Annotated in this window: 12 protein-coding genes; 2 read left to right on the plus strand and 10 right to left on the minus strand. The window is 59.8% G+C overall.

Annotation, left to right across the window (positions count from 1 at the left end; all coding sequences use genetic code 11):
* Nucleotides 1-27: 27 nt before the first annotated feature.
* The 5 genes from ACTHND_RS13770 to ACTHND_RS13790 all read right to left on the minus strand — a co-directional run bounded on the left by ACTHND_RS13770 (nucleotide 28) and on the right by ACTHND_RS13790 (nucleotide 4,341).
* Nucleotides 28-1,197 carry a DUF418 domain-containing protein gene (locus ACTHND_RS13770; RefSeq protein WP_440178518.1) on the minus strand — a complete coding sequence of 390 codons (1,170 nt, stop codon included), beginning with the start codon at nucleotides 1,195-1,197 and terminating at the stop codon, nucleotides 28-30.
* A complete protein-coding gene (locus tag ACTHND_RS13775) occupies nucleotides 1,194-1,652 on the minus strand; it encodes a hypothetical protein (RefSeq protein WP_440178519.1) in 459 nt (152 codons plus the stop codon). Before ACTHND_RS13775 ends, ACTHND_RS13770 begins: the two co-directional genes overlap by 4 nt.
* Entirely contained in the window at nucleotides 1,653-2,531 is an 879-nt protein-coding gene (locus ACTHND_RS13780) for a 3-hydroxybutyryl-CoA dehydrogenase (RefSeq protein ID WP_440178520.1), read from the minus strand.
* 116 nt (nucleotides 2,532-2,647) lie between these two features.
* Nucleotides 2,648-3,580 (minus strand): electron transfer flavoprotein subunit alpha/FixB family protein, encoded by a 933-nt coding sequence (locus tag ACTHND_RS13785; RefSeq protein WP_440178521.1) that lies wholly within the window; start codon nucleotides 3,578-3,580, stop codon nucleotides 2,648-2,650.
* Nucleotides 3,580-4,341 (minus strand): electron transfer flavoprotein subunit beta/FixA family protein, encoded by a 762-nt coding sequence (locus tag ACTHND_RS13790; protein ID WP_440178522.1) that lies wholly within the window; start codon nucleotides 4,339-4,341, stop codon nucleotides 3,580-3,582. Before ACTHND_RS13790 ends, ACTHND_RS13785 begins: the two co-directional genes overlap by 1 nt.
* 218 nt (nucleotides 4,342-4,559) lie before the next feature.
* On the opposite strand from ACTHND_RS13790, the gene ACTHND_RS13795 reads away from it, so the two are divergent.
* The gene (locus tag ACTHND_RS13795; RefSeq protein ID WP_440178523.1) at nucleotides 4,560-4,865 is read left to right on the plus strand and encodes a hypothetical protein; all 306 of its coding nucleotides are present in this window, start codon (nucleotides 4,560-4,562) and stop codon (nucleotides 4,863-4,865) included.
* Here ACTHND_RS13795 and ACTHND_RS13800 read toward each other — a convergent pair whose 3' ends face one another.
* The 3 genes from ACTHND_RS13800 to ACTHND_RS13810 form a co-directional block, all read right to left on the minus strand.
* On the minus strand, nucleotides 4,866-5,366 hold the full coding sequence (locus tag ACTHND_RS13800; protein WP_440178524.1) for a hypothetical protein: 501 nt from the start codon (nucleotides 5,364-5,366) through the stop codon (nucleotides 4,866-4,868).
* Nucleotides 5,367-5,385: 19 nt separating this feature from the next.
* On the minus strand, nucleotides 5,386-5,952 hold the full coding sequence (locus tag ACTHND_RS13805; protein ID WP_440178525.1) for a cob(I)yrinic acid a,c-diamide adenosyltransferase: 567 nt from the start codon (nucleotides 5,950-5,952) through the stop codon (nucleotides 5,386-5,388).
* A gap of 112 nt (nucleotides 5,953-6,064) precedes the next feature.
* Entirely contained in the window at nucleotides 6,065-6,268 is a 204-nt protein-coding gene (locus tag ACTHND_RS13810) for a twin transmembrane helix small protein (protein WP_440178527.1), read from the minus strand.
* Between the two features lie 228 nt (nucleotides 6,269-6,496).
* On the opposite strand from ACTHND_RS13810, the gene ACTHND_RS13815 reads away from it, so the two are divergent.
* Nucleotides 6,497-7,180 (plus strand): TetR/AcrR family transcriptional regulator, encoded by a 684-nt coding sequence (locus ACTHND_RS13815; protein WP_440178528.1) that lies wholly within the window; start codon nucleotides 6,497-6,499, stop codon nucleotides 7,178-7,180.
* Nucleotides 7,181-7,238: 58 nt separating this feature from the next.
* Here the strand turns inward: ACTHND_RS13815 and ACTHND_RS13820 are convergent, their stop codons facing one another.
* Nucleotides 7,239-8,354: a Rieske 2Fe-2S domain-containing protein gene (locus tag ACTHND_RS13820; protein WP_440178529.1), complete on the minus strand. Its 1,116-nt coding sequence runs from the start codon at nucleotides 8,352-8,354 to the stop codon at nucleotides 7,239-7,241.
* Nucleotides 8,355-8,600: 246 nt separating this feature from the next.
* On the minus strand, nucleotides 8,601-9,394 hold a 794-nt coding region (locus ACTHND_RS13825; protein WP_440178530.1), incomplete at its 5' end, for a pyridoxal phosphate-dependent aminotransferase.

Raw genomic sequence — 9,394 nt, forward strand, 5'->3', positions numbered from 1 at the left:
AAGCGTAGCGAATGGTGGTGGGGCTTCTTACTTCAGGATCGGCATCCAGCGCTGATAGGTCAGACACCGCCAGCCCCATTCAAACGGGCCATAACGGAAGGCCGACAGCCAGACCGTGCTTAACACCAACTGACCGATCCAGATCACCATCACAATTGGCACCAACGCCGTATGGTTCATTTCACCAAACCAGTCCGGTCCGCGACCGCCGTAGAACAGTCCCGTCATGATCAGGGATTGCGTCAGATAGTTGGTGAAAGCCATCCGGCCAGCGCAGGCCAGCGGATATAACAGCACCGCCCCTACCGATGTCCGGCCGATCAGAACCAGCACGCTGAGATAGCCCAAAGCCACCGGCAGGCACAAAAGATCATTGGCCAGGGCGTAGAGGCCAAAAATCTCCGGATAAGGAAAGCCGGCCACCAGCGTGACCCGCGCCTGCCAGCCGATCAGCGCCAGGCTCACCATCCCCGCCGCGATCAGGAGAACATAGGTCCGCATCTTAGCCTCGCCACGCAGAACGCCCGATTTGAAAAGCCCAAGTCCGATCATCATCAGGCCCAGGGTGGTCGGCATATAGCCCAGAACCTCGCTGACAATGGTCTCGCTCCAGACCACGGCATTCTGCGTCATCGACATCAGGAAAGGCCCGCGCATCCGGTCGATAATGCCCGCAAGATCGCCATAATCCGGCGTGACGTGCTCACCCTGCAAAGTCGTGGCGATATTCGGCCCCAACATCACCACCGCACCGGCGAGAAACAGGCCGAGGCCCCAGACCAGCAACTTGCGCGCTGAAGCCGTCTGCCAGCGCCAGAAAACAAAGCCGGTCAGGGCATAGGACAACAGGATATCGCCATGCCAGATCAGGGCGCCGTGGATCAGGCCGAACATCACCAGCCAGGCCAGCCGGCGAAACAGCGGCGTCCGGTAAGCCGGATCGGCAGGATTTCGATCACGGCCTACCAGATAGACGCTCACCCCGAACAGCAGGGTAAAGCAGGTAATAAACTTTTCCTTGAAAAAGGTCTCGATCAGCCACCAGACGGTCAGGTCGTCAGGCGAAAGCGGCAGGGGCGATATATTCGGCTGGCTGTAGACCGCAAAGGGCTGCGCAAAAGCAATGGCATTGACCAGCAATATGCCCAGAATACTCAGGCCCCGCACATGATCGAGTGTGCGGATGCGCGCGGTCATCCGGCGGCCGGATTGCGCTGCATGTCACGCTTCAGGGCCACGGCCTGCAACAGAATGGCCGAAGGCACGGCCAGACAAAGCTGCATCAGGAGCAGCAGAAGGCTGGCCAGGCCCAGCGTCTTCATCACGCTGTTCAGAGTATAGTGCTGGATGAAGACGAGATTGGCGATGGCGAAAACCGAGCCAATGCCGCAGACAAACAGGGCGCAGGCCAGCACGGTCATGACGGCGTGCAGGCGCGAAGGCGACGGCGCGATCTTCCAGATGATCAGGGTGCCGATCATCCAGAACAGGGCCAGCATCACCTGCCGTTGCACTTCGGCAAACGCGCCAGAATGACCGTTCAGCATAATGGCGCCCAGCCAGCACAGGCCGTGCAGGCACAGCGCCGCGACGCCGGCGATCGCCATCCAGCGCAGTTCGGGCTGTCGATAACTGAGCCCCGGATTTGGCATCTAGCGCGTCGGCACCGGCTTTTCGCCGCGATAATCGTAGAAGCCACGACCTGTCTTGCGGCCATACCAACCGGCCTCGACATATTTGACCAGCAGCGGACATGGACGGTACTTGGAATCCGACAGACCTTCATAAAGCACGTTCATGATGGCGAGCACCGTATCGAGACCGATGAAATCGGCCAGCTCCAGCGGCCCCATCGGGTGATTGGTGCCCAGCTTCATGCCGGTATCGATGGCCTCGACCGTGCCGACGCCTTCATAGAGCGTATAGATGGCCTCGTTGATCATCGGGATCAGGATGCGGTTGACGATGAAGGCCGGGAAATCTTCGGAATTGGCGGTTATCTTGCCAAGCGACTGGGCAAAGGCGACCGCCGTTTCGTAGGTCGCGGCGTCGGTGGCGATGCCCCGGATGATTTCGACCAGCTTCATGATCGGCACCGGATTCATGAAGTGCAAGCCGATGAACTTGCCAGGACGATCGGTGGCGGCGGCCAGGCGCGTGATCGAGATCGACGAGGTGTTCGATGCCAGAAGCGCTTCCGGCTTCAGATGCTCGCATACCGACCGGAAGATGGCGTTCTTGACCTCTTCCTTTTCGGTGGCGGCCTCAATGACCAGGTCGCAGTCCTTTAGTTCGGAAACCGCGCCCGCCGGCATCAGCTTTTTCAGGGCATCGGTCGCCTGCTCAGCCGTGATCGCTTCCTTTTCGGCCAGGCGGCTGAGGCCCTTTTCGATACGCCCCACGGCGGCCTTCACGGCGTCGGCCGAGGCATCATACAGCACGACCTCATAACCGCCCTGCGCGCAGACCTGGGCGATCCCCGCCCCCATCTGGCCTGCGCCGATAATGCCTACGGTCCTAATCGTGGTCATGCTGTCCGCCTTGTAGAATTTGTATCTTGTTACGGAGATAAAGCGCGCCTTGCGGCAAGGCAATAGCCGTAAAAAAATTGTCCCTCCCCGACGGTTCGGGGAGGGACTAAATCAGCTTAGCCCAGGGCCTTCATCAGGTCGGGCACGGCGGTCTTGTAATCCGCCACCAGTCCATAATCAGCCACCGAGAAGATCGGGGCTTCCGGATCCTTGTTGATGGCGACGATCACCTTGGAGTCCTTCATGCCGGCCAGGTGCTGGATGGCGCCCGAAATACCGACGGCGATGTAAAGCTCCGGCGCGACCACCTTGCCGGTCTGGCCGACCTGGTAGTCGTTCGGGGCATAGCCGGCATCGACGGCGGCTCTGCTGGCCCCGACGGCGGCGCCCAGCTTGTCGGCCAGAGGATCGATCACGGCGTCGAATTCTTCTTTCGAACCGAGCGCGCGACCACCGGAGACGATGATCTTCGCAGCGCCCAGTTCCGGGCGATCCGAGGTGACCTTCTCTTCCGAGATAAAGCGCGTGCCGGCCTTGGCCGCCGGGGCAGTGACGGTTTCAACCGTGGCCGAACCGCCTTCGCCCGCCGCCTTGAAGGCGGTGGTACGGACGGTCAGCACCTTCTTGGCTTCCGAGGTCTGGACGGTTTCCAGCGCGTTGCCGGCATAGATCGGACGCACGAAGGTGGAGCCATCGACCACTTCGATCACGTCGCTGAGCAACGACACGTCGAGCGCGGCAGCGATGCGCGGCGCGAAGTTCTTGCCCGAGGCTGAGGCCGGAATGGCGACGGCGTCATAACTGGCGGCGAGGCCGATGATCAGGGCGGCGACGTCTTCGGCGATATCCTGCTTCAGGTCGGCGGATTCAGCGACCAGCACCTTGCGGACGCCGGTGATTTTAGCCGCCGCATCGGCGACAGCCGCAACACCTTCGCCATAGACCAGCACGTCGACATCGGACGACAGGGCAAGCGCGGCGGTGACGGTCTTGTTGGTCGTGTCGCGCAGGTGCGCGCCGTCATGATCGGCAATAACGAGAGCAGCCATTACAGAACTCCTGCGGACTTGAGGTTGGCGACCAGTTCGGCGGCATCAGCCACCTTTTTACCCGCCGAACGCTTGGGCGGTTCGGTCACTTTCAGAACTTTCAGGCGCGGGTTGACATCGACGCCGTAATCGGCGACGGTCTTCGTTTCCAGCGGCTTCTTCTTGGCCTTCATGATGTTGGGCAGCGAAGCATAACGCGGCTCATTGAGGCGCAGGTCGGTAGTGATCACCGCCGGCAGCTTGACGCCCAGGGTTTGCAGGCCGCCATCGACTTCGCGCGTCACCTGAGCTTCTTTTTCGTTATTTGGGCCGTTTTCGACCACGACCTTCGAGGCGAAGGTCGCTTGCGGCCAATCCAGCAAAGTGGAAAGCATCTGGCCGGTGGCGTTGTTGTCGCCATCGATCGCCTGCTTGCCCATGATAATCAGGTCGGGCTTTTCGGCCTCGGCCACGGCCTTCAGCAGCTTGGCAACGGCCAGCGGCTCGACATCCTGGTCGGTCTGGATCAGGATGCCGCGGTCGGCGCCGATGGTCAGCGCCGTGATGATGGTGTCCTTCGCCTGTGCCGGCCCGATGGAAACGGCGACGATCTCAGTGGCCACGCCCTTTTCCTTGAGGCGAGTGGCTTCCTCGACGGCGATTTCATCGAACGGGTTCATTGACATCTTGACGTTCGCCAGATCGACGCCCGACTGGTCGGACTTGACCCGGACCTTGACGTTGTAATCCAGCACCCGCTTGACGGGGACCAAAATCTTCATGGCTTCTAACCTTTTTCAGTTCGTTTCCTGATGCCTTTGCCGGGCATATCGGCCAGGGATTCATATGGGGCTTCACATGACGACCAACGTCCGCAAAGTCAATTCCTGTTTGGTATTTTAGCGGACGTTTTCCATTGCCCCATCCTCATTATTGGCGCATAAAGGAATAACCACATGTTTACGTTCACGTCAAGTTACGCCTTCGGAAAACCCTGCCCATGCCCAGCCAGATCGGCAAACTGAAATATGTCTTCATCATCCTGCTCGGCCTGTGCAGCGCGGGCATTGTCGGTTATGGCTGGCTCTACGACATCCCGAAGAAGAAGTGCGAAAGCGCCCAGGGCTGGTATTCCTGGAAGGCGCACAAGTGCTATGCGCCGATCGCGCTATCGACCATCACCGGCCGCAAAGACGGCGAAAAAGCCACCATCGATTATCATGACGATGCGCTGAAGGCGAGCAATGCCAGAGCGGTGAATGGCGCGGTCAGCAGCGCCCTGAACGAAAACGCCACGTCGAAATAATCAGTCGTTAGAGGGGATATCGCACTTCAGGACCGGCGGCTTGCTGCGCGCCATTTCAAGCCGGTCGCGGTAATAACTGCACCGGACCTGGCTGTCCTCGTTGCTGTCGGGCGTGATGCTGTACCCATCGACCAGCACCATGACGTCACCGCCGACAATATCGGCTAGGCCCTTCTGATTGAGGCCGCCGCCGGGCATATGCACCTTCGCCACAGTGGGCAGCACGCCCACCCGCTCCTGCCCCAGGTCGATCTGGTGCAGGCCGTTGGCTTTCGGCCGCGCGGCCTCGGTCGGGTAGCCGTAATAGGCGACATCCACCACCAGAGTATCGCCGGTCGCCTTGAAGCGCGCCGCGGCGGCCGGGGTCATTTCAATCGCCACGTCAAAAGCCACCGCCGGATTTTCAGCATTCCCCCTGCCGGCCGCCTTCTCGACAGCATCGCACTGCGTCAGCAGCAGACAGGGCAGGATAAGCGCAATGGCGGTAAAGGTTTTCGACATCATCATCCTCTCGCGGCGGCTATTTCGACGGCGCCCACAAAACGTCGGCGCGGCCCTGATCGTTAGCATGACGCGCCAGAACGAACAACAGATCAGACAGACGGTTGAGGTATCTCAATGCCTCCGGATTGACCGCTTCGCCATCAATCCGGGCCAGGGCAACGGCATCGCGCTCGGCGCGCCGGGCCACGGTGCGCGCCAGGTGCAGATGGGCGCTCAAGGCCGATCCGGCCGGCAGGATGAAAGAGGTCAGGGGCGCGATCGGCGCGTTAAAGACATCGAGCGCCGCTTCCAGCGCCACGACCTGATGCGCCTTGATGCGCAGCGGCGTCCACGAAACCTCATCGGACGGCGTGGCCAAATCAGCGCCAAGATCGAACAACTCGTTCTGAATACGCGCCAGCAGGGCATCCAGCGCCGGATCGCCTGCGCTGTTCAGCCGCACCAGTCCCAGGGCCGCATTGGCTTCATCGACGCTGCCGATGGCGACCAGGCGCGGATCGTCCTTTGGCCGGCGCGAGCCATCGGCCAGGCCGGTGGTGCCGTCGTCACCGGTGCGGGTGTAGATCTTATTGAGCTTGACCATCGGGGCTTTTCGTCTGTTTTGAAAAAGACCTCCAAATCTCATTCATTGAGATTTGGCAAGGGCGACGGCCCGCCGCGCACGTTTGCGCGTAAGCCTCGCGGCGCTTGAGCGATTAAGAAGAATGGTGCATGGCCCAGGCGAGAACAACCAGCAGGACAATCGCTATGGCCTGGAATAGCACGCGCAGGCGCATCAGCTTGTTCGACCAGTTTTCGCGGAAGCTGCCGCCACGCACCAGGCTGAATATGCCGGCGCCCAGCACCACAAGCACGGCGAACATGGCGATAAGCGCCAGATAGAAAAGTATTTTGGTCATGTGACAAAATCGCCTTTTTATAGCCAAAAGTCGAGTTATTTATCCGTGTACAGCGACGGATTTTCAGATGCCGCACGTTGAATCCGCTGTTCCTGTGCGTACTGAAAAGTGACGCACGGAATAACGGCGTCATCCTTGTAATGGGAAGACGGCCATACTAAATAGGGCAAATCCGACGAAAATTCTTCCCCGAAGGTAAACTTCTTTTTTGTGTGCGAGTAACGCGTTATGTACGATCCCCACCACCCCACCGATCCTGTGAGTGAGACTGCCATCGCCAGCGAAAAATCCGTTCCGGCCGGCAACCGCGCCAAGTCCAAGGAACGCAACCGCCTGAAGATTCTTGAATCGGCGGCAACCCTTTTCCGTGAGCGCGGCTTCGAAGCCGCCACTTTGCGCGACATCGCCCGCGCCGCCGGCCTTTCCACCGGCGCTCTGTTCGCCAACTTCGCGGACAAGAACGAAATCTTCCTGACCGTGCTGGAAAGCGAAAACACCCGCGTGATCCGCACCATGCGCGAGACGCTGGATGAAAAGCTCGACCTGGTCAGCCGCCTGCATACGCAACTGATGCGCGGCTATGAGGCCACCCAGCATAATGCCCGCATCGTGCTCTCCGCCTTTGTGATGAAATGGAGCCAGGGCCAGACCCCGGTCAATCAGGTCGGACAGATGAGCGACCAAATCCGCTTAGTGCTGCTCGACACACTGAAAGCGGCGCAGGCGCGTAATGAAGTGCCGCAATCCGTCAGTGTTGAATGTGCGGCCGAAGTGCTGGAAGACCTGTGCCTCGCCAATCTGCGTCGTGCCTATCAGGGCAGCGACGACAGCGGCGCTTTCGACATGGACAGGCTGGCCAAAAGCCTGAATGCCCAGGTCGCACTGGTCGTGGCCGGCTTAAAAGCAGCTTGAACTCGCGCTTAATAGCATAAACAAAAAGCCTTCAATCATCCGATTGAAGGCTTTTTGTTTAGCTCGTCCACTTCAGGGTCGTCGGCTTGACCGGATTGGCAAAGGGGCGCTTTTCGGCGCGCGCCTGCATCCATTCCTTCTTGAGCTGCTGATACCACTTGGCCTGGGTATCGGCATCATCGATCCAGATCAGGGCCGGATCGTATCTCAGACCTTCATTCTGCAGATTGACCATGTCGCCATCCTGCTTGAGGAAAGCCTTGGCGCCGTAACGGAACAGCGGCGCGATGAAACGGAACAGGCCGTGGTCAGACCAGAAAATCTGGGTGATACGGGTTTTATTGTCATCGATCGGGGTCAGGCAGGTCAGGCCGAGAACCTGCTGGGTGCCGATCTCGATATGCTCGTAACGGATGCCCGGCAGGCGGAAGGTGATCTCGGTGGCCGGCGCGCCGCCGAGGATCTTGTAGGCGCGGCTGTTGGACGACGGGGCGTGGCGCACCATCGAGAAGCCGTATTCGCGTGGCTCGAACTGCTTAATCTTGGAGAGCTGTTTCTTGGCTGAGCGCCACCACCATTGCTGATGCACGTAAGGGCCGTGCGCCGGGTCCATCAGGCCGACGACAGCATGATCGATATGGCTGTCGAAATCCATAGTCTCGACGATAATCGGTTTGCCCCCGACCACACCCGGCAGGATCGGCGGCTCGTGATCGGGTGCGTAACGCCCGTTATCGGCCGGGCGGCGCGGATCGGCGGTGATATATATCCAGATAATGCCCTGCTGCTCGCGGATATCGTAGGAGCGCACCTTGATCTTCTCGACATCCATCGGCTGATCGGCGGTGAGCGACGGGATGCTCTTGCAGGTGCCGTCGGTATCGAACGTCCAGCCGTGATAGCAGCACTGGACAACACAGGCCCCGCCCCTGCCATCACGGATCATCTCGCCGGCGGAAAGCGGGGCGGCGCGATGCGGGCAGATATCGCGCATGGCGTAGGCGCGGCCATCAAGGTCACGCGCCAGCAGGACCGGTTCGCCGAGAATGACGTAGCGTTGCAGTTTGCCGGCCACCAGATCGCCCGAAAGCGCGGCAAACCACCAGCAATCCGTCAGGAAGCCCTGTCCGAAGACGATTTTAGTACTGGCGGCAGGAGCAGATTGGTCAGGCATGGGTAAACTTCGGCTATGGCGGTATCGGCACTATAGATAGCTTAGCGCGATCCGGCAAATAATGCGACATTTCCGCGCTGCAGCAAGGAAAGTAAGATGCCCCACCACCAAAGCGCAAGAGCGCTTCGGTCCCCCTCCCCGGCATAGCCGGGGAGGTATAAAATATCCGCTTAATCCTGTACCTCCCCACCTTTGGTGGGGAGGGGGACCGCGAGCCTCTTGGCTCGTGGTGGTGGGGTTTCTTGCTTACTGTCTTTGAGCCGCGAACTTGCCCAGCGCCTCGATCACCGCCTGGTTTTCCTCATCCTTACCTATGGTAATGCGCAAACATTGCGGCAGGCCATAGTTCGCCACATGACGGATGATGATGCCCTGCGTCATCAGGAACTCATTGGCGCGTGCCGCTTCCCTGGCATCGCGGAAATAGACCAATACGAAATTACCCGTCCCCTTGCGGATATCGAAGCCCAGACCGGCAATGGCCTGACGCATCCGCGGCTGCCAGTTCAGAACCTGCTGGCGCGACGCTTCGATATGGACCTTATCCTGCAAGGCGGCCACCGCCGCATATTGCGCCGGCAGATTAGCGTTAAATGGCAGACGGATACGATCGATAGCGGCGATCACATCGACCGGGCAGTAGCCGAAGCCGATACGCAGGCCCGCCAGCCCATGAATTTTCGAGAAGGTGCGCGTGACGACCATATTATCCAGGCCGCGCGCCAGCGGAAACGCCGTCTCCCAGGTCGGTTCATCGACAAATTCGGCATAGGCTTCATCGATGCACAGCAGAATGGATGGATCCAGCCGCGACCGCAGGTCGGCGATTTCTTCCGGCGTATTCCAGGTGCCGGTCGGATTGGCCGGATTGGAAATGTAGACAATCTTCGTCCGCTCATCCACCAGTTCGAGCAGCTTTTCGATGCTGATACGCTGGTCCGGCTCCTCCGCCAGCTTCACCTCGGCCTGACAGGCGAGCGCCGAAATGCGATAGGCCAGGAAGCCATGCTCACCGGTGACGATATTATCGCCGGCTTCGA

This window comes from Asticcacaulis sp., assembly GCF_051954415.1.
In the GTDB taxonomy this organism is placed as follows: Bacteria; Pseudomonadota; Alphaproteobacteria; order Caulobacterales; family Caulobacteraceae; genus Asticcacaulis.

Excerpts from the sequence above, each read along its gene's own strand:
- ACTHND_RS13770 (WP_440178518.1), bottom strand. The coding sequence starts at position 1,197 with ATGACCGCGCGCATCCGCACACTCGATCATGTGCGGGGCCTGAGTATT.
- ACTHND_RS13815 (WP_440178528.1), top strand. The coding sequence starts at position 6,497 with ATGTACGATCCCCACCACCCCACCGATCCTGTGAGTGAGACTGCCATC.
- ACTHND_RS13805 (WP_440178525.1), bottom strand. The coding sequence starts at position 5,952 with ATGGTCAAGCTCAATAAGATCTACACCCGCACCGGTGACGACGGCACC.
- ACTHND_RS13800 (WP_440178524.1), bottom strand. The coding sequence starts at position 5,366 with ATGTCGAAAACCTTTACCGCCATTGCGCTTATCCTGCCCTGTCTGCTG.
- ACTHND_RS13780 (WP_440178520.1), bottom strand. The coding sequence starts at position 2,531 with ATGACCACGATTAGGACCGTAGGCATTATCGGCGCAGGCCAGATGGGG.
- ACTHND_RS13775 (WP_440178519.1), bottom strand. The coding sequence starts at position 1,652 with ATGCCAAATCCGGGGCTCAGTTATCGACAGCCCGAACTGCGCTGGATG.
- ACTHND_RS13785 (WP_440178521.1), bottom strand. The coding sequence starts at position 3,580 with ATGGCTGCTCTCGTTATTGCCGATCATGACGGCGCGCACCTGCGCGAC.
- ACTHND_RS13790 (WP_440178522.1), bottom strand. The coding sequence starts at position 4,341 with ATGAAGATTTTGGTCCCCGTCAAGCGGGTGCTGGATTACAACGTCAAG.
- ACTHND_RS13810 (WP_440178527.1), bottom strand. The coding sequence starts at position 6,268 with ATGACCAAAATACTTTTCTATCTGGCGCTTATCGCCATGTTCGCCGTG.
- ACTHND_RS13795 (WP_440178523.1), top strand. The coding sequence starts at position 4,560 with ATGCCCAGCCAGATCGGCAAACTGAAATATGTCTTCATCATCCTGCTC.
- ACTHND_RS13820 (WP_440178529.1), bottom strand. The coding sequence starts at position 8,354 with ATGCCTGACCAATCTGCTCCTGCCGCCAGTACTAAAATCGTCTTCGGA.